Genomic DNA, 22,900 nt, shown 5'->3' with positions numbered 1-22,900 from the left:
CATGAAGATCATACCGAAAAAAGCAGCTGTAAAAAAAGAGCGGCCCTTACGCATACCCGTTGCGGAAAAGAGCGTAAACTCCCGGAAAAAAACAGCTTGGGACAAAGGGGCTTATGCGGCAGGATGCCGTTCGGTCGGATGGTTCTGGCCTAAATCGACCGACGGGGAACCGCCGGAGAACATTCAATGGGAGCGCAGAATCAATGTGCGCTGGGCCAAATGGTTTGGGAAGCATGCATTCAGACGCGTGCCCCAGTTAAGCTACCCTCTCGCGTGCAGACGGTTCATTCGCGGTTTTTGCGAAACGGCAAATATCGATATAAGTTCGGATCTGTTGCTTCCGACAACCAAGTCGGTCTGTTGCGTACTTACGGTAAAGAATGAGGCTGCTACGTTGCAAGCTCAATTAAATGAGCTTAGGCGTCTTCCGTTTGAAGAAATAATTGTAGTTGTTAACGGGTCTACGGACAATAGCTACGAGGTTGCCCGCAATCATCCCGTCCAGGCAACGGTCGTTCATTTCGATTCGGCGCTTGGTTACGATGTAGGGAGAGCGGTCGGAGCCAGAATGTCACATTCCGATATGATATTGTTTTTGGACGGGGACATGACGATTCGGGTGGATCTGCTGCTGCCGTTTATTTATGAGATTGAAAAGGGGGCGGACGTCGTTCTGAACCCGATTTCGTCCCTGCTGCCGACATTCGAACGAAGGGATTCCGTCTCTAATATCAAACAGTTTTTAAATATATGTTTGGGAAGGCGGGATTTGCATGCGGATTCGCTAACCGCCGTCCCCCATGCGCTTTCACGACGTGCGATCGAAAAGCTGGGAACCAGCGTACTGGCTGTCCCTCCTGTTGCGCAGGAGAGGGCCGTTCGTTTAGGACTGTCCGTTGTCCGTTCGCCGGTTACGGTCGATGTGATTACCCGCAACCGGCTCCGTAAACAAAATGTCGGGTTAGGAAACCGCGTTGAGCATCTCATACTCGGGGACCATCTGGAAGCCCTTCATGAGCTAATGGGTAATTTCGGTCCGCGGCTGCACTTTCCCGACTCCATGCGACAACGTCACCTCATCGAGGAAGGAGTCGACGAAAGTGTCTAAAACAAGTATAATCATTCCCGTCCATATGGCGAAGGAGCTTCTCGGAAAATGCATCGCCTCCATTCGCAACCATACGGACATTCCGTATGAAATCATCGTCATTGACAATGGATCGAATGATGGTACGGACGAATATTGCCGCAAGGAGCGTATAACTTTTGTTTCATTGCCGTGGAAGCATGCCGTTTCCGATGCCTGCAACCTTGGTTTAAGATTGTCAACCGGAGAGAATCTGCTTCTGTTGAAACACGATGTCCTGGCTTCACGCAAGTGGTTGTCCGGTATGCTTCAAGGTTTGAACAGTCAGGACGATATCGGTATCGTCCGCCCTTCGTTGACCCCAATCCAAATCCATCAAAACAAGCATGTCGCGGATGAGGATGTGTTGGAGCGTTGCATCTTGTTCAAGCGGGACTTGCTCAACAAAATTGGCTTCCTTCAGACCCCGCAGTTGTTTGCCGATCGTGTGTTTCATGATTATTGTTCCCGCGCAAGCCAAGCCGGGTATCAATTGATGATTGCCGGAAAGGTGAAATTAAATCCGGATTCCACCATCGAACGGGTTGCTGCACATACGCCATGAGAAAAAAAAAGGAAACGGCGTGTGCCGTTTCCTTTTCATACGAAATCCCATACCTTGCAAAGAAAGCAGTCGTGCGTAAGGAGGGAAGCATATTTGAGGATATACAAAATATTTTTTTTGAATCATCTCTCCTGCTATATCAACAGCTTGGCAGATACGTTATGCCAAATGGGCCATCAAGTATATTACCAATCTTCGTGGGATATGAGAGAGATTGAAGCGGGAATTGATTATTATAAGCCGGATCTGTTAATTACCGTAGGCATCGACAAACCGGTATTCAATCCTGCCCTGAACGTCATACCGGCTTTGTGTGAAAAATACGGACTGCTGCACATTTATTGGGCGACGGAAGACAAAATCCATTTCGACGCCATATCGCTGCCGTTTGTGCAACGCATCAAGCCGGACATCGTCTGGACCATTCATCCGGAATGCGTACCCAAATACCGCGAGCTGGGAATGGGCTCGGAATATTTCAATTTTGCTCTTAATCCGCGCTTGTTTCCTCCTAAACCGGAAAGCGCCGAAGAAGTATACGATGTCTCTTTTGTCGGCACGACACATTTGGAAACCCGAACCTTCCGATACGATAGTCTGAAGCAATTATTATTTCCGCTTATTCCGACCGAAGTGGAGATCAACGTTTGGGGAAACAACTGGTTGGAGAGCAGGGAATTTCAAGAAAAGGAATTCGGCGCTTCCGTACCGCTTCATCGTTATCATGGTTTTTTGCCGTACAAGGACACGGCGGACATTTATCACAAAAGCAAAATTATGCTCGGCGTTCAGAACGCCCAAGATCAAGTCACGCAGCGCACATTTGAAATTTTAGGCACCGGCGCCTTTATGATAGCCAGCCGAACGGAAGAATTGGAGAGTCTGTTTGAGGATAAGAAAGAACTCGTTCTCAGTTCCGGTGAGGAAGAAACCGTAGAGCTTGTGCGCTATTATTTGAGTCGTCCGGAAGAACGGATGCTCATTGGCAAGCAGGCGCGTGAGAAAGTCATGGCTAACCATACGTTTGCTCATCGGATGGAGAACGTTTGGCCCGCGATTCATGAATCTTTAATGGAAAAAAGGAGAGTTCGTCGATGATTGAATTAGTTCCGCTGGTGCGTCAATTTCAGTCCATGAAGCAGGACATCTTGCAAGCGATGGCCGATACCATCGATTCGGGTAAATTTATTCTCGGCCCGAACGTTCAACGTCTGGAGAGCGATATCTCCGCTTATTTGGAAGTGTCTGACGCGATCGGCGTTGCTAACGGGACGGACGCTCTGGTACTTACGCTGGATGCTTACGGGATCGGGCCCGGTGACGAGGTCATCACGACTCCCTTTACGTTCTTCGCTTCGGCAGAGGCCGTTTCCCGTGTCGGCGCTACCCCCGTGTTCGCCGATATTGATCCGCAAACTTATAACATTGATCCGGCCCGTATCGAAGAAAAAATAACGCCGGCAACTAAGGCCATTATTCCCGTTCACTTATTCGGACAGCCTGCAGATATGGACGAAATGATGAGCATCGCGAACAAGCGCGGATTAGTGGTGATCGAAGACGCATGTCAAGCGTTCGGAGCCGAATATAAGGGAAGACGCGTGGGCAGCATCGGTCACGCGGCATGTTTTTCCTTCTTTCCAACCAAAAACTTGGGTACGATCGGCGACGGGGGCCTGATTACGACTTCTGATAAAGAGGTAGCGCAGCGAATCCGCCGGCTCCGTCAGCATGGCAGCAATAAAAAATATTATCATAGCGAGATCGGCTATAACAGCCGGTTGGATGAGCTTCATGCCGCCATCGTCCAGCTTGCTTTATCGAAGATCGATTCGTGGAATAAGGAACGGATGCGTCTGGCAGTCCGTTACCGGGAAGCGTTCAAGGATCTTCCGTATTTGCGCGTAGGCCCGGAACCGCAGGACCGGTCGCACATCTACCATTTATTTTGCATACAGTCCGAACACCGGGATCAACTGCAGGAAGCGCTGACTCGCAAGGATATACAGAGCGGCGTTTATTACCCGCGTCCGCTTCACCTTCAAGAAGCCTATGCGTCTCTTCATTACGGACCCGGTGCATATCCCGTATCGGAACGATTGTCGGAGCAGCTGCTCGCTTTGCCGATGAGCCCCTTCCTTTTAGAGAGCGAGCAAGACCAGGTAATCGACGTATTAATCGGCTTAAAAGGAGAATTAAAGCCATGATGGGGTTTGGTATAATCGGCTGTGGACGAATATCCGACAGGCATATCGCTTCGCTTGCCAAATGCGATCGCGCCCGACTGGCAGCCCTTTGCGACGTTCGGGTGGAACGCATGGATGAAATTGAACAGGAGTATAGGAAGCTTTCGGGTTCGAAATCGGAGGTAGCCAAATATCAGGACCTTGCCGAACTGCTGCAGGATGCAAGCGTTCAAACGGTCATCATCGCCACTCCTTCCGCGCTGCACGCCGAATTGGCCAAAACGGCGATTGCGAAGGGAAAGCACGTCATTCTTGAGAAGCCGATGGCCCTTTCCCTTCGCGATGCGGATGAGATCGTGAAGCATGCGGAGCTGCATCAGGTTTGTGTGCACATGTGCCACCAATTGAGGTATAAGCCGATCATGAAGCGGTTGAAGCAGCTCATAGATGCCGGGGCTATGGGCACTCTTTATCTGGGCGTTATCTCCATGAGGCTGCAAAGATCGCAGGCCTATTACGAAGCGGCCCCGTGGAGAGGAACATGGGATCAAGACGGCGGCATGCTGCTCAACCAGGGCATCCACCTCGTCGATCTGATGCAGTGGTTCATGGGGGATTACAACCAGGTGTTTGGCAGTATGCTCCGCGGTCCTTTGCCCAAGCAAACGGAGGACGTTGCTGCCGGAATCGTTAAATTTAACAATGGCGCAATCGGCATCATTGAAGCGAACACCTTGACTTACCCGAGCAATTATGACAACAGCATCACGCTCTTCGGAAATAAAGGAACGGTATGTATCGGAGGAATCGGGCTCAACGAGATACGCAAATGGTCGTTTGACGATCCAACGCTCGAAGCTCCAGCCGGGAGCAACGATTCGGATGAGCACCTTCTCATGTACGAACAGTTTATTCAAGCCGAGGAAGGAAACGCAAACGCCATGGTCATTCATGCCTCCGAAGGGAAGAAGGCGCTCGAGCTCATATTTGCGTTGTACGATTCCGTTCGAACGCAACAAGCCGTACAGGTACCCTTAACCTCATTTTCTACAGGGATGATGGCGAATGAGGAGGGATGGCAATGAAAAATACCTTTGGTCATGTGCTCGTGACAGGAGGAGCAGGCTTTATCGGATCTCAGCTTCTGCGCAAGCTGCTTCCGATTTCGCAAAGCGTGACGGTGATTGACGACTGTTCAACGAGCAGGCGGGAGAACCTTCCCGTCTCGGAACGGCTGACGTTCATTGAAGCTTCCTATGTGGATGAACAGCTGTTGGAGCGGGTATTGCCCCGAACCACTCATATTTATCACTTGGCTTGCAGGAATTTGGTCAAGTCCGCGCAAAATATGGACGACGATTTGCACGTCAATTTATATGGAGGATACTTGCTGTTGAAAAAAGCGAAGGAAGCCTGCCCGGACTTGCAGCGTTTCGTGTATACGTCGACAGCATCGGTTTACGGGAATGCCGACGTTCTTCCAACACCCGAGAGCTGTTACCAGACGTCGGTTCCTTATGCAGCCAGCAAATTTTCCATGGAGCATTATTGTCAAGTTTTTCACCATATGTATCAAATGCCCATATCGGTTCTCCGGTTGTCTAACGTCTACGGGCCCGGTCAATTAACGACGAACCCTTACTGCGGGGTGGTGGCCAAATTTTTCGAGGCGGCCGATAATGGTCAGCCCTTCATGATCTATGGCGACGGTACGCAAACTCGGGATTACACGTACGCCGATGATGCCATTGATGCGCTTCTGACTGCAGGGCTTCATACAGGCGCTATAGGAAGGGTGTTTAATGTCGGAACGGGAGAGGAGACGAGCGTGAACCGGTTGGCCGAAATCATATCGGACATAAGCGGCTTGTCCTCCCCGCAGCTCGCCTATCATCCGAAGCGGGCCGTGGATGTCGTTTACCGTCGCTGCCTGGATGCCGATTATCTGCGCCGTACCTTAGGCTGGGTGCCTAAGACCGGATTGGCCGAGGGCCTGCGAAAGACAAAAGAGTGGATAAAAAGGGGGAACCGTTCCGAATGAAAATCTTTCACGGGACGATTGAGATTGCCGGGCAAATGGGGATTCTGAGCGGAGAGCAAAAAAAAAGAGGACATTTGGCTGCAGGCTACAACATCTTTCATTCCTATTTGGGCTACAAGGATCATCTCGTGAATACGAACCCGGATGAAATTCAAAAGACGCATAAGCACATCGTAAATTTCTTTGATCAGTTTCATTTCCATTACGCGACCAGTCTTCTTCCCGATTATCAGGATCTCGAAATCATTAAGCATAAAGGCAAAAAAATGATCATGCATCATTGGGGAAACGACATCCGATTTCATGATAGGGCACGAGTTCATAATCCGTATGTGTATACGGGCGATTCTCCGGCAAATGAAGTGATACACCACCGATTGACCCAAATCAGCCGGTATGTGGACGAAGCGATCGTACAAGATTATGAGGTTTACGCCTATGCCCAGCCTTATTATAAGAAAGTTCATGTCGTGCCGATCTCCATCGATCTTACGCCAATCGTTCCGTTTTACCCTAAGAACGATGTCAAGAGGCCGCTCATTCTTCATGCGCCGACAAACCCCGAATTCAAGGGGACGATGGCCATCGAAGCGGCGATTCAGGAACTGCAGAAATCGTATAGCTTTGAATATCGGCGTATTCAGCACTTGAATCATGAAGAGGCGATTCGGCTTTACCGGGAGGCCGACCTGATCGTCGACCAGATTCGCTGCGGCTCCTACGGCTTGCTTAGCGTTGAAGCGATGGCGCTGGGGAAACCGGTTATTGCCTATATTCGGAACGATATCGTCGCTCAGTTTCCTTCTCAGCTGCCGATTATGAATGCGAACCCGGATAATGTGCTCACAGCTATTCAGTCATTTCTCGAGAACCCCGCGCTTCGAGTGGAGAGGGGCTTGCAAGGGCGGGAGTATGCAGAAAAATATCATGCCAAGGAAGTTGTGGTCGATAGGCTGGAGCAGATTTATGATAACCTGCCTTCTTAATGGAGGGAAATGGAGGATTAACAGTGGACTCCCTAGAGAAATCCATGTTTTTTATTCCTAATCGCTTATTTGTCCAGGACAACGAGATGTACGTTTCCTTTAATATAGCGGGAATCCCCTCGGATATGGAAGTCACCTCGATGATCTTGTACGTCCCTTTACCTGAGGTGAGCTCGGAGGTGCGTCTCGATTTGCACGAAATCGTCGCAGCGTGGGATGAGCAATCGGTTACGCATGTCCGTCCTGTCTATACGCAAGCAAGAAGCAAAGGTTATTTTTGTTCCGAAACGAAGGAAGGCAGCTTTGCGCTGGAACATCTTGCTCATCCTTGGCGCAGTCACAGCTTGGAAAACCATGGGGTATATGTGCGTGTACACAGCCTTGATCCGGTATTGTTATCCGAAGAACACCCGCCCTACCTCATCGTAAAAACAGTTTAATACGAGATCAGCATGCAAAAGAGCCGCCGGATGGCGGCTCTTTGCGATGCGAGAAAATCAGTAGCTAATGCCGGGGTAATTGATTTTCTGATATAGACCTTTAAGAAACAAATAGAGCTGGATATAACCTGCGAGATCATTCCTATAGATCGATTCCAGCGTCTGATTCTGAAATTGATACACAAGGAACGATTCGTTCATATAGCTGTTTTGATCTTCCAAGCCCCAATTAAAGTAATCGAGATGATGCGTATCGTTATACATCAAGCCTTTGCCCCAGGTCACCTGGATGCCTGTTTTGAAATATTGGGCAAATAAGCAAGCATTGTTTATCCAACCGACATCAAAGCTGGAATTTCCACTATAGTTGGAGTGCAGGGCTGTCACGTGGAACCCCAATACCTGCCAATCGATAACGCCGCCGGAGCCATAATTGGGCAGCCACATACTAAGAAGCTTCTTCGCATGGATGGCAGCGTTAATCCATTTCACAAGCATTTCATCATCGCCGTCAATCACTTCCCTTTGCCATAAAAATCCTCTTAATTCCAGCTTATCATGAAGATGAGAATGTTCCCGCCAACGGTTCAGCAGCTGATCCAGCCACCATTGGATAGCGGTTAGACGGTTGATGTCCGACTCGAAATCAAGATTATGCCCTTGAACGACGCCGAAGCTTCTCTGGAAGGGATGGGGATAAGGAAAAGAAATCCAAACATCCATTTTGTCGTTTCCGGATAAACGATGCAGGGCATGCAAATTTGCTTCAGGGGCAAACAAAGCATCAATCCAGCTCAGCCAATCCGTCATGTCCGAAGGCTCGGCAAAGCCGATAAACAACGGATGGATGGAATGACTTTCCCGGGCCTGGTATCCATTGAAAATAAACCCTTTGAACATGCTGTCGATCGGTTGTCCGTTTAGTATATAACCTGTGTAGTACTTCAGCTGCTCGTCACTCCATTTGAGCGGGGTGCCGTTTAAGAAATCTCCGCATGGAATCATGCATACCTGATTGCGTAAGTCGTAAGCGCTCGGCGATAAGTATCCGCTTGAGGATGTTGGAACCATCTTTTCACTCCTAATTTTATAAGGTTTGTATTGATATTAAATAGTATGTTTCTAAAAATGTTGATGACCTACACAACAAACCATTTTTTACGAGAGTACAGGCGATTATTGTTAGACTTGAATAAATTCTAGTATTGATTAATTATCCATAACTTCGTGAAGGAGGCAACATATGATCATTGTTCATGCGCCGACAGAGATAGCGGGGCAGATGAGGGCGTTGGTAAGCGGCTTAAGGCAAGCTGGGTATAAGGCAAACGGATACAATTGGTTCCAATCCTACTTGAATTATATCGGCAGCGTGATCAATACGGATGCCTATGAATTAATTAAACTGATAGACCCGCTGGTGAACTATGTAGATTTGTTTCATTTTCATAACGGCAACACCTTTGTCGTCAATAACTATGATGTGCCGCTTATTCACGAGAGAGGGAAGAAAATGGTGATGCATCATTGGGGGAATGACGTCCGGACGGTCAAGGGCGCCTTAATGATGAATCCTTATCCCATTCCCCCCAGCTATGCGACGGATGAAACGATACACGAGAACCTGACATTTTTAAGTAAATATATGAAACACGCGATTGTGCAGGACTACGAGATATATCCGTATGTCACGGATTATTACGAACATGTTCATTTGCTTCCTCTCGTTTGTGAATACCAGAAATTTCCTTATGTTTATCCATCGCCGGATAATCTCAATCCGGTTATTATTCACGCTCCTACGAATAGGGAATTTAAAGGATCGTACTATATTGAGAAGGCGGTAGGGGAACTGAAGCTAACCCATAACTTCACCTACTTTGCCGTAGAAAACATGAGCCACCAGCAAGCGATGAAGTCGTATTTGAACGCCGATATTATCGTGGATCAAATTTTATGCGGCACCTACGGCATGCTTAGCGTCGAAGCGATGGCCATGGGAAAAGTGGTTGTAGCTTACGTAAGGGAAGATGTCAAAAGCAAATTTCCTCCGGATCTGCCGATCGTGGTAGCCAATCCCGACACGATTCGCGATGTGCTCCTTCATCTTCTTCATAACCCTGAACTTCGCCATAGTATCGGAAAAGCAAGCCGGGCTTATGTCGAGAAATATCACAGCGTAGAACATGTAATCCCCAAGCTGCTTGAGATTTATTCGAAAATCCAGTAAGCGCCATTGGAGATTGTCCGGCATGCGCATCCAGATGAGGATTGAAAAGGAGACAATATCCATGGATCAAGGACAGCAAATTAGTTATGGGAAAAACGTAACGACCGGCCTTCATGTTGTCATCGAACCGGATGTCACGATAGGGGACGATGTAACGATCGGAAACCATGTGGTCATTAAAAGCGGTACGCAAATCGGCAGCGGCGTTCAAATCGGCGATTTGTCCGTACTCGGAAAGGGCCCTGCGTCCAACAAAAAAATGGCGCTGAAGCCGGTTGCAGACCTGCCTCCGCTTCTCATTGGCGATGATGTGAAAATCGGCTGCGGAGTCGTCATCTATGCCGGGGTAGCCTTGGAGAACGATGTTCTTGTCGGGGATATGGCCAGTATTCGAGAACGCGTTACGGTTGGGGAGAGCAGCATTATTGGTCGAAATGTCATTGTTGAACCGAAGACGACGATAGGGAAACGTGTCACCGTCCAAACCTCATCTTACATTACAAGCGACATGATTATTGAGGATGATGTGTTTATCGGTCCCTGCTGCTCGACCGCCAATGATAAATATATGGGACGGGGCAACTATCATCACCAAGGCCCCATTATTAAACAACGGGCGAGAATCGGAAATAACGCCACGTTACTACCGGGTATCACAATCGGCGAAGAGGCCATAGTAGGTGCGGGAGCGGTCATTACCAAGGATGTTCCATCCGGGCAAACCTACGTCGGTAATCCCGGCAGACCTATAAAATAATTTAACAAGGAGGTAGTTTCGTGCCCAGCAGCATAGATCGTCCGTTTCAAAAAATAGCAGTAATCGGTCAAGGATATGTAGGGCTTCCGTTGGCCCTTCTGTTTGTAAATAAAGGTCATACCGTTTATGGCGTTGATGTGGACCCGAAAAAAATTGAAGGGCTGCGCCAGGGTGTCAGCTACTTGCCTGATGTCCAAGACGAAGAATTGCGATGGAGCCTGGCGACAGAGCGGTATCATCCTACCGATCGTTATGAGAAAGTCGCAGAGGCCGATGCGATTATTATTTGTGTCCCCACACCTCTTAACGCTTCCCATTCCCCCGATCTTACGATATTAGAGAAGGCCGTTGTAGAAATCGGCAAGTTTTTGCAAAAAGGCCAGATGGTCATTCTGGAGAGCTCCACGTATCCGGGAACGACGCGGGAAGTTCTGCAGCCCTTGCTGGAGAAGGAAAGCGGCTTGACAGCCGGCATCGACTTCCACATCGGTTACTCGCCGGAACGAATCGATCCCGGAAACAAAGACTATAAAGTGGAGCAAATACCAAAAATAGTAAGCGGACTAACCGCTACCTGTGTAGAAAGTGCCCAAGCCCTGTATAGCAGCGTCTTTGATAAGGTTGTGAGAGTCTCTTCTCCGGATGTAGCGGAGCTTACGAAGCTCTTGGAAAATTCCCACCGTCTAATCAACATCAGCTTCATGAACGAAATAGCGGCAATTTGCGATAAGATGAACATCGATGTATGGGAAGTAATCGAGGCGGCCCAAACGAAACCGTTCGGATTTACCGCTTATTATCCCGGTCCGGGAATCGGCGGACATTGTATTCCGGTAGATCCGTTGTATTTACAGTGGAAGGCCCAGAAGTTCGGTACCGAAAGCAAGTTCATCCAGCTATCCGATGAAATCAACCGCTCCATCCCGTCCTACATCATGAACCGTGTGAAGGCTATACTTGCCAAGCAGTCCGCACCGGAGCATGCCAGCATTCTTCTTTATGGCGTCGCTTATAAAAAAGATATTAACGACGTCCGGGAATCGCCGGCGCTTGACCTCATTCACTTGCTTGCGGAAGCGGAATTCTCGGTCTCCTATCATGATCCGTTTATTCCTGAAATTCAAGTGAACGGTCAGCGCTATACGAGTGTCGAAATCGATGAGGATACGCTTCGCAGCGCAGACTGTGTCATTATTTTTACGGACCATTCCGTCATTCCGCTCGACCAAATCATCGCGCATGCGCCGCTTGTGTTTGATACCCGAAACGCTACGGCCGGTGTGCAGGATAAGCATCATGTGTACCGCATGGGAGCGGGGAAATAACGATGCTCCCGGATGAAGCCGCTAATGGCGCAAACCCACCCGCCCTGTTGGCGGGTCTTTTTTTTGAGCATCTTTTTTGGGAAAATGAGGGACTTTTTTATATTGACTGTAAAAAGTTATCGATATATTTTAGAAATAACCAATAGAATAAACAAATCTTCAACCAAAGTCGACTTTAAGGAGTGGTCGCAACGTGAATATGCCTCGGGTAACTCTTGAAGTGCTTCAGGCGATTCGACGCAGCCGGAAGCCGGTATCCAAAGCGGAACTTGTCCGGCTAACCAACTATAGCCTGGCAACCATCACGGAACATACCGAAATCTTGCTTCGAAATCATTTGGCGCTGGAATCAGACAGAGGCCCCTCCACAGGCGGACGCAAGCCGCAGCTTCTATCCTTTAACGCTGAAGCGGGCTATATCGCGGCCATCGATCTGGAATCCACGCATGCGGGAGTCGGCATAACAGACCTGAACTGCAATATTCTGATATCCGAATCGTCTAACGATATCGATGTGGCCGCAGGACCGGCGGCGGTGCTTGAGCAAATCAAAGATTTGGTTCTTGCCTTGCTCCGGAACAAAGGGATTGAACGATCCCAGGTCAAAGGAATTGGAATGGGTTTGCCGGGTCCGGTTGAGTACAGTCGGGGCCTGCCGGCTTCACTATCCATTATGCCCGGATGGGATCGGTATCCGATCCGCGAATTTTGGGCGCAGCACTTTGAATGTCCCTTATACGTAGACAACAATGTACATACGATGGCTCTCGGGGAGCAAATGCTTGAGCAGGACAGCAAGGTCGATAATTTAATCTTCTTGAAGATTGGCAACGGCATTGGAGCCGGCATCATCTGTAACGGGCACATTTATCGAGGCTCCACGGAGTGTGCAGGGAATGTCGGACATATCAATATCGGCCATGACTTTCTTTGCTATTGCGGAAACCGGGGATGTTTGGAAGCGCTTGCCGGAGGGAGGGCCATCGCCGCAAGAGCCGAGCAGATGGCGCGGGACGGTCAAAGTGAATTATTAGCTGCGATCCTTGCCGAGAAGAAAAAGCTAACCTTGGCGGATGTCAGGAAGGCGGTGGAAGAATCGGACCCGGTTGCCGTAGAGCTTATGCGGGAAGGCGGCACGGCTATCGGGAATGTGCTGGCGAGTTTGGTTAATTTTTTTAATCCGGCCCTGGTGTTGATCGGCGGCGGGGTATCGCAGGTAGGCGATGTGCTGTTAGCCTCGATCAGGCAGGCGGTTTATCAACGGTCCTTGCCGTTAACGACTCGCAACCTGTCCATTCAGCATTCTTTATTAGGGGAGCAAGCAGGCATTGTAGGAGCAGCAGTATTAACGTTCAATGAAATTATGCATATGCCGTTTGTTAACAGAGAACTGACCTTTACTTACAAGTGAACATTGGATTACACACATTAAATCAATTGTAACCGGTTACATCCCATGATGCAGACATTATGGAAAATAAAGGGTGGTGTCTTGTGGTGAATAAACAGGTCGATGATGTTCAAGGAACCCCGTTCTTGGAAATGCGAAATATTTCAAAGAGTTACTCCGGCGTTAAAGTGTTACATAACGTCAATTTGAAGATGAATTCCGGCGAAATCCTGGCTCTCGTCGGAGAGAATGGAGCCGGTAAATCGACGTTAATCAAAATTCTCTCCGGCGCCATTAAAGCCGATACCGGCGAAATATTCATGAGCGGCCGGCAAGTGGAATTTCATACCCCTCTCGATGCCGAGAAAAACGAGATTGTAACCGTGTATCAAGAGCTTAATTTATTTCCTCATCTTTCCGTTACCGAAAACCTATTCTTTACCAGTTATCACCAGACGAAAGGCTTCATCAATTGGAGAGCGCTGCAAGAGGAAGCGCAGCGGTTCCTTAGCGAGTTCGGCGTGCATTTGCCGGTTGAGAAGCCTGTCTCCGCGCTTAGTATAGCCGAGAAGCAAATGCTTGAAATCGCCAAAGCGCTTTACCGGAATGCGCGTGTTATGATTTTGGACGAACCGACTGCCGTCCTGGGCGGAGAAGATGTGGATAGGCTGCTTCACATTGTGCGGATGCTGAAGGAGCGCGGCGTCTGCGTCATCTTCATCTCCCACAGATTGAATGAAATATTCGGCTTGGCGGACCGGTATTTAGTCTTGAAGGACGGGCAGCAGATCGACGCAGGCAGCATGGAAGAGACGAATCCCGACGATTTGGTCGGGAAGATGGTGGGACGTCATATCAGCAGTGCCCCCGCGGGCAGGTCGGGCCATGAGAAAAGTCGGGAGCTGCTGCGGGTCGAAGGGCTGTCCCGAAGAGGGGTCTTTAAGGATATCCATTTCTCCCTTTACGAAGGGGAGGTTCTAGGAATTGCAGGTCTAAGAGGGGCAGGCCGAACCGAGCTGGCCAGAGCGATATTCGGAGCAGATCCGATAGACGCCGGCAAAATATTCGTTCGCGGGCGCGAGATCAAAATCGCCTCCCCGAGAATAGCGGTCGATAACGGGATTGGCCTGGTTCCCGAAGACCGCGGGAGCCAGGGATTGTTCAAAAATCTTTCCGCGCTGCAAAATATGTTCATGGCCTGTTCAAAGCCGAAATGGATACACCGCCGCAAAGAACGAATCGTTGCCAACCGCTATGTGGAATCGCTGCAGATCAAATTGCCGGGATTGGGGATTCTCGTCGGGAGTTTATCCGGCGGCAACCAGCAGAAGATCGTTCTGGCCAAGTGGCTGGAAACAGGCATCGGCATTCTCCTCCTGGATGAGCCGACCAGAGGGATAGATATCGGGAGCAAGGCACAAATATATAAAGTCGTCCGGGAGCTTTGCGAGCAGGGCATGGGTGTGATTTTAATATCGTCCGAGCTGCCTGAAATTTTAGAAAATAGCCATCGCGTTCTTGTCATGCATAAAGGACAGATCGCCGGAGAATTGGATCGACAGTCCGCTTCCGAGGAAACGATTATGAAATATGCCGTAGGAGGGATGACACAGTGAAAAGCGAAGCGAATCATCAGGTGAATCATGAAAGCGCAGTTGTACCCAAGAGCCATGCAGGCAGCGGTAAGATGGTCTTCCAAGTGATGCAAAATTATCAGGTGACTCTCCTTCTTTTTATCGTCATGTTTATTCTCACCGCCATCCTGGCGCCGGAATTTTATAACTTGCAGAACATGATCAATGTGGCGCGTCAGGCTTCCATAACCGGCGTAGTGGCTGTCGGCATGACCTTTGTCATCCTGACGGGCGGTATCGATCTTTCCGTAGGCGCCATTCTCGCTGTCGTCGGGGTTACATTCGCCACGATGATCAAGCAAGGGATTCCCGTAACGGGAGCCATCCTGATCGCGCTGATCATCGGCGTATGCGGTGGCCTGATTAACGGAATCGGGGCCACGTTTCTAGGCATTCAACCGTTCATTATGACGCTTGCGACGATGGCGGCAGGCAATGGCGTTGCGCTGCTTCTGACCAAAGGAACGCCTATCGACTTCAAGGCTAACAGCGCCATGATCGAGCTGCTTGGCAACGGCAAAATAGCGGGCATACCCGGGCCGGTTCTGCTTTTTATACTAAGCGCGGTACTCGCCGGAATCGTTCTGCGTTATTTGCCATTCGGCAGATTTGTCTACGGGATTGGCGGAAGCTTGGAGGCGGCGCGTCTTTCCGGCGTGAGAACGACCCGGATCCTGCTTGCAGTTTATGCGGTTAGCGGTTTGTCGGCAGCGCTCGCCGGATTAATGACGACCGCCAGGCTGTATGTCGGCCATCCGACAGCGGGCAGCTTCATTATGCTGGACAGCATAGCTGCCGTTGTCATCGGCGGCACCAGTTTAATGGGCGGGCGCGGGAGTGTCGCAGGCACGGTTGCCGGGGTTCTTTTATTAGCCATGGTTGCGAATCTTCTGAATCTGCTGGGCGTCTCTCCTTTCAATCAGCAAATAGCGAAAGGGGTCATTATTGTAGTCGCCGTATTGTTTACAACCCAGGGCTTGAAGCAGCGGATCAAACAGCAGTGGTCGGGTCTTTAATAAGGGCTTTGATTACATAAAGGGGGGATCGTATCGTCGTTCGTGGAGCAGGAAGGTTGTTGAAAGCCAAAAAAGGAGGATTGAAAAACAATGAATCTCATGAGAATCATGACTTCGGCAGCACTTTCCGCGTTATTGCTGTTCATGACGGCATGCGGCAGCGGCAGCAGCAACAACAATGGCACCGGGGCCGGCACCGGCAGCAAAGAATCGGCTTCGTCAACGGAAGGAGCGGCCAAAGCCGGGACTTCCGCTGCGCCCGTTCCAATCGACTATGGGCTCTATTGCGGCAAGGAGTGTCAGGAGGCATTAACGCTGAAGGCTTCCCCCGATTCCATTAAAGGTAAAGTTGGTTTTGCAGTCGCTTCTTTGACTTTTCCTTACGGCGCGGCTTTGAAGAGCAGAACGGAAGAAGCGGCCAAGAAATATTTTCCGAACATGGAACTGCTGGTAGGCGACGGACAAAACGATCCGAGCGTTCAAACGAGTATCGTGGATGATTTTATTTCCAAGGGCGTGCAGGTTTTAATCATTAACGCGGTCGAGAAAGATGCGCTTGTTCCTGCCGTTGAACGGGCTGTGAAAGCGGGCATCAAGGTGATCTCCGTCGATCGTACCGTTAACACCAAAGTGCTGACGACGATCAAAGCCAATGATTTGGATTTGGGGATGAATGCGGGCCAATCTCTTGTTACCCTGTTAAATGGAAAGGGCAACGTTGTTGAACTGCAGGGAAGCCCTTCGGCATCGCCTACCATCGATCGGCACAAAGGGTTCACCGATGCCATCGCCGGCTCTCCGGACATTAAAGTCATCGCCAGTCAGCATGCCAACTATGACCAGGCACAGGGACTGAAAGTGATGGAAGATCTGCTGCAGCGGTTTCCCAAGGGGCAAATCGACGCCGTATATACCCACGCCGACATGATGACCATGGGCGCCTTACAGGCGATTAAGGCGGCCGGCAGACAGAACGAAATTAAATTGATCAGCATCGATGGTATGCAAACGACATTCGATGCCATCTCGGATGGAGAAATCGCGGGTACGGCCGTTTATCCGGTCATTGCGCCGATGAACGTGATTGCGGCTGCCAAGGCTTTGGTCGGCGAACCGATGCCTGAATTCATTAAACTGGAATCCCCGGTTGTGACCAAAGAGAACGTAGCGAAGTATAACGGCACCACTTATTAAAATAACTTTGGGAGGTCTTCGATCATGACGATGAAATTGTCCTTTAACACTTGGCCCTATGCGAGTTTCCCGGTTTGGCTGCCCGCTTATCCGCTGGAAGAGGTGATCAAGCGCCTCTCCAAAATCGGTTACGAAGGGATTGAGATCGGCGCAGCCAGTCCCCATGCTTACCCGCCCACGACGACCAAGGAGAGGCGCGAGCATATCAAGAAGGTGCTGGAGCATTACGGAATGGAAGTATCCAGCATGCTGCCCGGCCTTAGCGGCGGTCCCGGCCATAATGTCGCTTCGCCGATCCCGGAAGAGAGACGCCACACGATCGAGCATTATAAAGACGTCATCGAATTGTGCGCCTATTGGGGAGGCAAAACGGTGCTGTACATTCCCGGCTGGCAAGTTTTCGGCACAAGCCTTAAACAAGCGTGGGCTTGGAGCGCCGAGGCATTGAAGGAAATTTCCAAGACGGCTGCGGATTACGGGGTAACGCTTGTCATCGAGCCTACCTCGCATGACAGCAACATTGTGGACCGGTGCGACGATGCCCTGAATTTGATGGAAGAGGTTAACGAACCGAACGTCAAGGTGATGTTCGATACGTTCCACGCTCTTTACCGTAAAGAGGTGTCCTCAGATTACATTTACCGAATGGGCGAACATCTTCACCACATCCATATTTCGGATAATGACCGGCTTGCGCCGGGACAAGGCAAAGGGGATTTCGTCTCCGTCATTAACGCGCTTAAGGATATCGGCTACGACGGTTATCTGGCGATGGAAATCGGATTTGACCGCCGGGATGTGGAGCCGGATCTTGTAGCCCGCCAAGCCTACGAATACCTCAAGCCGTTAATCGATCAAGCGGAAGGGAAAAAATAAGAGCAAATTCGAGAGGAGGCTTTCTGGATGAGCGGTAAACATTTCGTTATCGAGACGCATGAAGTTGAGACGATGCTGTTTGACTGGGGCCGCATCGTGATGACATGCACGCCCGAAGTGACCGGATCGGCCGGCTTTAGCGCCGGTATCGTCGAGATGCAGCCGGGACAGGGGCACGACCGTCACAACCATCCGGGCGCGGAGGAGCTTATCTATGTCATCTCCGGCGAAGGGGAACAGATGGTGGAAGATGCAAGCGGCAATCCCATCGTTTATACGGTCGCTTCAGGGAGCACCATCTATGTTCCCGAAAGCAGGTACCATTATACCGTTAATACGGGTAAAGAGCCGATGAAAGTATTCGTGGTGTATTCGCCCCCGGGCTCGGAGAAGGAATTGCGGCAGCTTCCCGACTTCAGATCGGTTCCCCCCGTTCAGCAGCCCAAGCGTTAAAGGGAGACAAAATGCCGACGGAGGTTCTGGCGATGGAAACGGTAGTTCTTATAGGAACTTTGGATACGAAGGGCAATGAATATGAATTTGTGAGGGATCGTATTCGGTCTGCAGGCTGCGAAGTGATCGTTATCGATGTCGGCGTCCTGGGCAGTCCCCGGATTTCGCCGCACCTGACCAGGGAAGACGTGGCCCGGGCAGCCGGAACCGATATCGGCGTTCTTATTGAGCGAAACGACCGGGGATTCGCTATGGAGCGGATGGCGGCCGGGGCGGCGGAGTTGGTTCGCAAACTGTATCAAGAAGGACGGCTGCACGGCGTGCTGGCGTTGGGGGGCTCGGGGGGATCTTCAATAGCTACTCATGCGATGCGCGCACTGCCGGTCGGCGTTCCCAAGCTGATGGTATCCACGATCGCGTCCGGCGATATTCGTTCGTATGTGGGCCAGTCGGATATTACGATGATGTATTCCGTTGTGGACATCGCCGGGATTAATTCCATCTCGGAGAAAATACTTGCCAATGCGGCTGCCGCCATCTCCGGAATGGCCCGGGCGAGCGCCGCCTATAAGCCGCACCAACAAGCAAGGCCTCTGGTGTCCGTTTCCATGTTCGGGGTTACATCGCCCTGCGTGCTGCAAGCGCGCGATTGGCTGGAAGCACGCGGTTATGAAGTGCTGGTGTTTCATGCCAACGGCTCGGGAGGGCGCGCCATGGAGGGACTCATGAAGGACGGCTTCATCCGTGCGTCACTTGATTTGACGACTACAGAGCTTGCGGACGAATGGGTCGGCGGTATGCTGTCGGCAGGAGCGGACAGGCTTGAAACGGCAGGCCGCCTCGGCATTCCTCAGGTCGTGTCGCTCGGCGCGCTCGATATGGTTAATTTCGGGACGCCCGATACCGTTCCGGCCCGCTTCCAGGGAAGGACGCTTTATAGACACAACCCGAACGTTACGCTGATGCGAACTACCGCTGACGAGTGTGCGGAATTAGGGAAAATCATAGGCCGCAAGTTAAACATGGCAACCGGTCCGGTGAGTGTCTTTATTCCGCTCAAGGGCATCTCTTCGATTGCCAAACAAGGGGAAGTATTTTACGACCCTCAAGCGGACCGGGCATTGGTTGATAACCTGCGGCAAGTGCTCGCTCCCCATATTGAGGTGGTGATCATGGACACGGACATCAACGATCCGGTTTTTGCCCAGGCCATGGCCGAAAAGCTAGATGCATATATCAAATATAGCGAGGTGCTTCGTCATGAGTAGAAAAGAAATTGTACAACGATTACGCAATCAGGTGGCCCAAGGGCTGCCGATTATCGGCGCTGGCGCGGGAACAGGAATTTCCGCCAAATGTGCGGAAGCGGGCGGAGCCGACCTGATCATTATTTACAATTCCGGCCGATTCAGAATGGCGGGACGCGGGTCCATTGCCGGCTTGATGCCTTATGGCGATGCCAACCAGATTGTTGTGGAGATGGCGGGCGAAGTTATACCGGTTGTGAAGAACATCCCTGTGCTTGCAGGCGTATGCGGCACCGACCCCTTCAGACAGATGCCTATTTTTCTTGAGGAATTGAAAAGAATCGGATTTAAAGGCGTGCAAAATTTCCCAACCGTAGGGCTCTATGAAGGACAGCTGCGGCAAAATATGGAGGAAACGGGAATGGGGTATGACCGTGAAGTCGATATGATTAGAATTGCCCATGAGCTGGACCTTCTGACCACCCCCTATGTGTTCAATCCGAATGAAGCCCGTGCCATGGCAGAAGCCGGCGCCGATGTCATCGTGGCCCATGTAGGTACGACGCTCAAAGGATCAATTGGAGCGAAAAGCACGATGACCCTGGACGATTCCATCCGTGCCATTCAAGCTATGCACGACGCTGCCAAAGAGGCGAATCCGGACGTGCTGGTCATCTGCCACGGCGGCCCCCTGGCAGAGCCGGACGACGTTCGCTACGTGCTGGAGCGGACCAGAGGGATCGACGGTTTTTTCGGAGCCTCAAGCATGGAACGGCTGCCGGTTGAGATCGCGATAACGGAGAACACACGGCGGTTTAAAGCTTTGCCTCTTGGCTAGTGCGTTACATACCAGTCGACATACAGGGAGGAGAATCGGCAATGACGGCGAGCGGGGAAAACGTTCAGACGTATATGTTTTTTAATGACGAGGAAGCCGGCACAATCGAGGCTATTACCGCCCGTATCATTCCAAGCGATCCGTTAAGTCCGGGCGCACGGGAAGCCGGAGCCGTTATTTACATCGATCGGGCGCTGGGTGGCTATTTTAGCCACCTCCAAACCTTTTATCGACAAGGAATTACAGCTTTCGACCGTTTGTGCCAAGAGCGGTATGGAGCTCCGTTTGTCGAGCTTACCGAAGAACAGCAGGACGGGATGCTTCATGAAATCGAGGGCTCGCTTACCGATGAGGAGCCGGACAGTCTGGCGCAATTTTTTGCGGTTGTGTATGAGCATACGCTGGAGGGAACGTTCGGCGATCCTCTCTACGGCGGGAACCGGGATGCGGTCGGCTGGAAGCTGGTCGGATTTCCCGGCGCCCAGTGGGGGTATACGGCCGAGCAGATGCAGTTAGGCTATGACGCCAAACAAATGAAAGTGCTGACTCTTGCCGACCTTCGCCAGGAAGCGAACCGATCGGCTGTAAGCGGGGTGAAGCCATGACTGGACGAATTGACGCTATCGTAGTCGGCTTGGGCGCATCGGGAGGCATTGTAGCGACAGAGCTTGCCCGCGCGGGACTTAAGGTGGTCGGACTTGAAAAAGGGGCCTTTTACAAGGAATCCGATTTTCAATCCAAGTTTGATGAAATCCGGTATTACCGCCGGAGCGCCATTGTGCCGCATATGGGAAAGGATCCGCTAACCTGGAGGCCGAATGAAGGCAAAGCGGCTGTTATTTTGCCCTGGGCATCGAATAAGCTTGGCCTGGGCGATCCTTTTCAGATTCCGCCGTCTATCGGAACGGGAGGAGGAACGATCAGTTGGGGCGGGGCTGCGTTCCGGTTCCGCGAGAAAGATTTCAGTATGCGAAGCACGGTTATTGAACGCTTCTCGGAAGCGGCGCTCCCGGAAGATACGACCTTGGTCGATTGGCCCTTAAGCTATCAAGAGCTGGAGCCTTATTATGACCGTGTGGAGTGGGAGATCGGGGTATCCGGATGCGCAGGGCATATGAATGGGGAGCGCCTGCCGGGCGGGAACCCGTTTGAAGCGTCTCGCACCCGGGGGTATCCTATGCCTCCGATGCAGCGCGGATCAACCGATCATTTATTTGCCGATGCGGCCCAACGTCTGGGCTATCATCCGTTCCCGACGCCGACGGCCATAGCTACGGTTGATTATAAAGGCAGATCGGCCTGTACCAATTGCGGGTTTTGCCATGGTTACCCTTGTCACGTTGGAGCCAAAATATCGACCCATGAAATCATTAAATCCGCCGCCGAGGAAACCGGAAATCTGGAGATACACCCCTTTGTCCGGGTTTTCCGCGTGAATCGCGATTCAACCGGCCGGGTCAAAGGCGTCTCTTACTTCGACTCGGAAGGAAAAGCGATGGAACTCGAGGCCGACATTGTGATTCTCGGCTGTTACGCTCTCGAGAACGCAAGACTGCTTCTGGCATCCGGGATCAATAAGAACGGGCAGGTCGGCAAGCATTTGATGCTGCACAATTTCGGTTGGTTCACCGGCATTTTGCCGTACTGGACGAATCCGTTCATGGGATCGCTGCAGGGGGGCTCCGTAATTGACGATTTTACGTCGGAATTGATTCCCGATAATGAGGAAGGGGTTCTTTGGGGGTCTCCGATCAATACTTGGACCGGCGATATGCAGCCGCTTGAAACCGCCCACGGCCTTCCTCCGCACGTTCCGAGATGGGGAAAGGGCTTCAAGGATTGGATGAGTGAAAATTACAGAAAGCTCTTCAGGATGTATTCGCAGCATTCCACGCTGCCTTCCCGCCGATTTTATTGTGATCTTGATCCGGTCGTGAAGGATCAATTTGGCCAACCGGCGTTAAGAATCACGCATGATTGGACGGAGTACGATAAGAAGACCGTCGAATATTTCATGAAAATCAAGCGGCAAATCGCGCAGGAAATGGGGATGAGCGAATGGTGGGAGGATTCGCCTGCTCCCGCTTACCATGTGTCCGTTCATGACGTCGGCACCCACCGGATGGGTTGGGACCCGAATTCATCGGTTGTCAGTCCGTTCGGAGAAGTGCATGAATGCGAAGGACTGTATGCCATAGGAGGGGGACAGTTCCCGACCTTTCCTTCCTATAATCCGACGGAAACGATCATGGCCTTGGCTTATATGACGGCGGATCGATTGCTAAACCGTATATAATAGCAGGCAAAGCGGAGGTTTCGTGTTTATCAAACACGGGACCTTTTAGCGCTTGAATCGCCTCAAGGCTTCGGCAAATCGGCGTATGCCCTCGCGTATGCTGCCGGCTTCCGTACGGCTGTAAGTAAACCTCATAAAGTTTCGGCTGGAACCGAGCGTCGTACCGGGGGCGAAAATAACCCCGTTCTGGATCGATTCCTTGAACAGCGCGTTCTCATCCCATTCCCCGTTTGGTTTGCACCAAAGCTCTGCAAGGAAAGGCATCGGCGGCCAAGTAACCCATATAAAACAGCGAAAAAC

Annotated in this window: 23 protein-coding genes; 21 read left to right on the top strand and 2 right to left on the bottom strand. The window is 51.0% G+C overall.

Features of this window, described 5'->3' with window-relative positions; translation table 11 throughout:
- The first annotated feature begins 1 nt into the window (after window position 1).
- From PVA01S_RS02075 to PVA01S_RS02040, 8 genes are all read left to right on the top strand, one after another.
- The gene (locus tag PVA01S_RS02075; protein WP_127604788.1) at window positions 2–1,108 is read left to right on the top strand and encodes a glycosyltransferase family 2 protein; all 1,107 of its coding nucleotides are present in this window, start codon (window positions 2–4) and stop codon (window positions 1,106–1,108) included.
- Complete coding sequence (locus PVA01S_RS02070) at window positions 1,101–1,691, top strand: glycosyltransferase family 2 protein (protein WP_127604786.1); 591 nt, start codon at window positions 1,101–1,103, stop codon at window positions 1,689–1,691. Before PVA01S_RS02075 ends, PVA01S_RS02070 begins: the two co-directional genes overlap by 8 nt.
- A gap of 93 nt (window positions 1,692–1,784) precedes the next feature.
- Complete coding sequence (locus PVA01S_RS02065; protein ID WP_127604784.1) at window positions 1,785–2,789, top strand: CgeB family protein; 1,005 nt, start codon at window positions 1,785–1,787, stop codon at window positions 2,787–2,789.
- Entirely contained in the window at window positions 2,786–3,898 is a 1,113-nt protein-coding gene (locus PVA01S_RS02060; RefSeq protein WP_127604782.1) for a DegT/DnrJ/EryC1/StrS family aminotransferase, read from the top strand. Before PVA01S_RS02065 ends, PVA01S_RS02060 begins: the two co-directional genes overlap by 4 nt.
- A complete protein-coding gene (locus tag PVA01S_RS02055; protein ID WP_127604780.1) occupies window positions 3,895–4,962 on the top strand; it encodes a Gfo/Idh/MocA family protein in 1,068 nt (355 codons plus the stop codon). The genes PVA01S_RS02060 and PVA01S_RS02055 overlap by 4 nt, the downstream gene beginning before the upstream one ends.
- On the top strand, window positions 4,959–5,918 hold the full coding sequence (locus PVA01S_RS02050) for an NAD-dependent epimerase/dehydratase family protein (RefSeq protein WP_127604778.1): 960 nt from the start codon (window positions 4,959–4,961) through the stop codon (window positions 5,916–5,918). Before PVA01S_RS02055 ends, PVA01S_RS02050 begins: the two co-directional genes overlap by 4 nt.
- Window positions 5,915–6,904: a glycosyltransferase gene (locus tag PVA01S_RS02045; RefSeq protein WP_127604776.1), complete on the top strand. Its 990-nt coding sequence runs from the start codon at window positions 5,915–5,917 to the stop codon at window positions 6,902–6,904. The genes PVA01S_RS02050 and PVA01S_RS02045 overlap by 4 nt, the downstream gene beginning before the upstream one ends.
- Before the next feature lie 23 nt (window positions 6,905–6,927).
- Complete coding sequence (locus PVA01S_RS02040) at window positions 6,928–7,344, top strand: hypothetical protein (protein ID WP_127604774.1); 417 nt, start codon at window positions 6,928–6,930, stop codon at window positions 7,342–7,344.
- 57 nt (window positions 7,345–7,401) lie between these two features.
- Here the strand turns inward: PVA01S_RS02040 and PVA01S_RS02035 are convergent, their stop codons facing one another.
- Entirely contained in the window at window positions 7,402–8,415 is a 1,014-nt protein-coding gene (locus PVA01S_RS02035; RefSeq protein ID WP_127604772.1) for a DUF4855 domain-containing protein, read from the bottom strand.
- Between the two features lie 172 nt (window positions 8,416–8,587).
- Here PVA01S_RS02035 and PVA01S_RS02030 point away from each other — a divergent pair, with 172 nt between their 5' ends.
- The 13 genes from PVA01S_RS02030 (at window position 8,588) to PVA01S_RS01970 (ending at window position 22,600) form a co-directional block, all read left to right on the top strand.
- A complete protein-coding gene (locus PVA01S_RS02030; protein WP_127604770.1) occupies window positions 8,588–9,574 on the top strand; it encodes a glycosyltransferase in 987 nt (328 codons plus the stop codon).
- 61 nt (window positions 9,575–9,635) lie between these two features.
- Complete coding sequence (locus tag PVA01S_RS02025; protein ID WP_127604768.1) at window positions 9,636–10,331, top strand: DapH/DapD/GlmU-related protein; 696 nt, start codon at window positions 9,636–9,638, stop codon at window positions 10,329–10,331.
- A 20-nt stretch (window positions 10,332–10,351) separates the two neighbouring features.
- Window positions 10,352–11,656 carry a nucleotide sugar dehydrogenase gene (locus PVA01S_RS02020; RefSeq protein ID WP_244932872.1) on the top strand — a complete coding sequence of 435 codons (1,305 nt, stop codon included), beginning with the start codon at window positions 10,352–10,354 and terminating at the stop codon, window positions 11,654–11,656.
- Window positions 11,657–11,855: 199 nt separating this feature from the next.
- Entirely contained in the window at window positions 11,856–13,067 is a 1,212-nt protein-coding gene (locus PVA01S_RS02015) for an ROK family protein (protein ID WP_230876088.1), read from the top strand.
- Window positions 13,068–13,150: 83 nt separating this feature from the next.
- Window positions 13,151–14,662 (top strand): sugar ABC transporter ATP-binding protein, encoded by a 1,512-nt coding sequence (locus tag PVA01S_RS02010; RefSeq protein ID WP_218029622.1) that lies wholly within the window; start codon window positions 13,151–13,153, stop codon window positions 14,660–14,662.
- Window positions 14,659–15,696, top strand: a complete 1,038-nt coding sequence (locus tag PVA01S_RS02005; protein WP_054796384.1) for an ABC transporter permease — start codon at window positions 14,659–14,661, stop codon at window positions 15,694–15,696. The genes PVA01S_RS02010 and PVA01S_RS02005 overlap by 4 nt, the downstream gene beginning before the upstream one ends.
- 90 nt (window positions 15,697–15,786) lie before the next feature.
- Entirely contained in the window at window positions 15,787–16,890 is a 1,104-nt protein-coding gene (locus PVA01S_RS02000; RefSeq protein WP_054799204.1) for a substrate-binding domain-containing protein, read from the top strand.
- 24 nt (window positions 16,891–16,914) lie between these two features.
- Complete coding sequence (locus tag PVA01S_RS01995) at window positions 16,915–17,766, top strand: sugar phosphate isomerase/epimerase family protein (protein WP_127604762.1); 852 nt, start codon at window positions 16,915–16,917, stop codon at window positions 17,764–17,766.
- A 27-nt stretch (window positions 17,767–17,793) separates the two neighbouring features.
- Window positions 17,794–18,219 (top strand): cupin domain-containing protein, encoded by a 426-nt coding sequence (locus PVA01S_RS01990; protein WP_054796380.1) that lies wholly within the window; start codon window positions 17,794–17,796, stop codon window positions 18,217–18,219.
- A 32-nt stretch (window positions 18,220–18,251) separates the two neighbouring features.
- Window positions 18,252–19,487 (top strand): Tm-1-like ATP-binding domain-containing protein, encoded by a 1,236-nt coding sequence (locus PVA01S_RS01985; RefSeq protein ID WP_127604760.1) that lies wholly within the window; start codon window positions 18,252–18,254, stop codon window positions 19,485–19,487.
- Window positions 19,480–20,304: a phosphoenolpyruvate hydrolase family protein gene (locus tag PVA01S_RS01980; RefSeq protein ID WP_127604758.1), complete on the top strand. Its 825-nt coding sequence runs from the start codon at window positions 19,480–19,482 to the stop codon at window positions 20,302–20,304. The genes PVA01S_RS01985 and PVA01S_RS01980 overlap by 8 nt, the downstream gene beginning before the upstream one ends.
- A 41-nt stretch (window positions 20,305–20,345) precedes the next feature.
- Complete coding sequence (locus tag PVA01S_RS01975; protein ID WP_127604756.1) at window positions 20,346–20,909, top strand: gluconate 2-dehydrogenase subunit 3 family protein; 564 nt, start codon at window positions 20,346–20,348, stop codon at window positions 20,907–20,909.
- Complete coding sequence (locus tag PVA01S_RS01970; RefSeq protein ID WP_127604754.1) at window positions 20,906–22,600, top strand: GMC family oxidoreductase; 1,695 nt, start codon at window positions 20,906–20,908, stop codon at window positions 22,598–22,600. The genes PVA01S_RS01975 and PVA01S_RS01970 overlap by 4 nt, the downstream gene beginning before the upstream one ends.
- Before the next feature lie 45 nt (window positions 22,601–22,645).
- Here the strand turns inward: PVA01S_RS01970 and PVA01S_RS01965 are convergent, their stop codons facing one another.
- Window positions 22,646–22,864 carry a hypothetical protein gene (locus PVA01S_RS01965; RefSeq protein ID WP_127604752.1) on the bottom strand — a complete coding sequence of 73 codons (219 nt, stop codon included), beginning with the start codon at window positions 22,862–22,864 and terminating at the stop codon, window positions 22,646–22,648.
- Window positions 22,865–22,900 lie beyond the last annotated feature (36 nt).

Origin of the sequence: Paenibacillus validus NBRC 15382 (assembly GCF_004000985.1) — a bacterium.
GTDB classification, from domain to species: Bacteria; Bacillota; Bacilli; order Paenibacillales; family NBRC-103111; genus Paenibacillus_G; species Paenibacillus_G validus.
This window is presented reverse-complemented; position numbering and strand designations above follow the sequence as displayed.

Excerpts from the sequence above, each read along its gene's own strand:
- PVA01S_RS02075 (WP_127604788.1), top strand. The coding sequence starts at position 2 with ATGAAGATCATACCGAAAAAAGCAGCTGTAAAAAAAGAGCGGCCCTTA.
- PVA01S_RS02060 (WP_127604782.1), top strand. The coding sequence starts at position 2,786 with ATGATTGAATTAGTTCCGCTGGTGCGTCAATTTCAGTCCATGAAGCAG.
- PVA01S_RS02055 (WP_127604780.1), top strand. The coding sequence starts at position 3,895 with ATGATGGGGTTTGGTATAATCGGCTGTGGACGAATATCCGACAGGCAT.
- PVA01S_RS02050 (WP_127604778.1), top strand. The coding sequence starts at position 4,959 with ATGAAAAATACCTTTGGTCATGTGCTCGTGACAGGAGGAGCAGGCTTT.
- PVA01S_RS02045 (WP_127604776.1), top strand. The coding sequence starts at position 5,915 with ATGAAAATCTTTCACGGGACGATTGAGATTGCCGGGCAAATGGGGATT.
- PVA01S_RS02035 (WP_127604772.1), bottom strand. The coding sequence starts at position 8,415 with ATGGTTCCAACATCCTCAAGCGGATACTTATCGCCGAGCGCTTACGAC.
- PVA01S_RS02030 (WP_127604770.1), top strand. The coding sequence starts at position 8,588 with ATGATCATTGTTCATGCGCCGACAGAGATAGCGGGGCAGATGAGGGCG.
- PVA01S_RS02025 (WP_127604768.1), top strand. The coding sequence starts at position 9,636 with ATGGATCAAGGACAGCAAATTAGTTATGGGAAAAACGTAACGACCGGC.
- PVA01S_RS02015 (WP_230876088.1), top strand. The coding sequence starts at position 11,856 with ATGCCTCGGGTAACTCTTGAAGTGCTTCAGGCGATTCGACGCAGCCGG.
- PVA01S_RS02000 (WP_054799204.1), top strand. The coding sequence starts at position 15,787 with ATGAATCTCATGAGAATCATGACTTCGGCAGCACTTTCCGCGTTATTG.
- PVA01S_RS01995 (WP_127604762.1), top strand. The coding sequence starts at position 16,915 with ATGACGATGAAATTGTCCTTTAACACTTGGCCCTATGCGAGTTTCCCG.
- PVA01S_RS01990 (WP_054796380.1), top strand. The coding sequence starts at position 17,794 with ATGAGCGGTAAACATTTCGTTATCGAGACGCATGAAGTTGAGACGATG.
- PVA01S_RS01985 (WP_127604760.1), top strand. The coding sequence starts at position 18,252 with ATGGAAACGGTAGTTCTTATAGGAACTTTGGATACGAAGGGCAATGAA.
- PVA01S_RS01980 (WP_127604758.1), top strand. The coding sequence starts at position 19,480 with ATGAGTAGAAAAGAAATTGTACAACGATTACGCAATCAGGTGGCCCAA.
- PVA01S_RS01975 (WP_127604756.1), top strand. The coding sequence starts at position 20,346 with ATGACGGCGAGCGGGGAAAACGTTCAGACGTATATGTTTTTTAATGAC.
- PVA01S_RS01970 (WP_127604754.1), top strand. The coding sequence starts at position 20,906 with ATGACTGGACGAATTGACGCTATCGTAGTCGGCTTGGGCGCATCGGGA.
- PVA01S_RS01965 (WP_127604752.1), bottom strand. The coding sequence starts at position 22,864 with ATGCCTTTCCTTGCAGAGCTTTGGTGCAAACCAAACGGGGAATGGGAT.